This window comes from Neisseria dentiae (assembly GCF_024580525.1).
GTDB classification, from domain to species: domain Bacteria; phylum Pseudomonadota; class Gammaproteobacteria; order Burkholderiales; family Neisseriaceae; genus Neisseria; species Neisseria dentiae_A.
On the sequence record NZ_JANIKQ010000067.1, the window covers coordinates 1 to 461 of the forward strand.

Sequence of the window (461 nt, forward strand, 5' to 3'; positions counted from 1 at the left end):
TCGCCACGCTTTCGCATGCGGCTGCGGAGATTGCGGCCGGGCGCGCCGGGCTGGACTGGGCGCCGCAGCTGCTGCACATGAATGACTGGCCGGTGGCCATGGCTGCCGCCTACGTACGCTGGGACCGGACAGCCGTGCCGACCCTGCTGACCATCCACAACCTGGCCTATCAGGGGCTGTTTCCCTACGCGCTTGCGCCGGTGCTGGGCGTGCCGGCCGAACACCTGGATGAACTGCACTTCCACGGGCAGATGTCGTTCCTGCAGGGCGGCATCACCAATGCCACGCGGCTGAACACGGTCAGCCTGCGCTACGCGCAGCAGATCACCGCCCCGGATGACGGCTGCGGGCTGCATGACCTGTTGGCGCGCCGGGCGGCCGGCGGACACCTGAGTGGCATCGTCAACGGCATCGACGCCAGCTGGGATCCACGCCGCGACATCCACCTCAAGGCCCATTTC

The 461-nt window shown here is 68.3% G+C and carries 1 protein-coding gene; it reads left to right on the top strand.

Features of this window, described 5'->3' with window-relative positions:
• On the top strand, positions 1–461 hold a 461-nt coding region (locus tag NQ012_RS12890; RefSeq protein WP_257067973.1), incomplete at both ends, for a glycogen/starch synthase.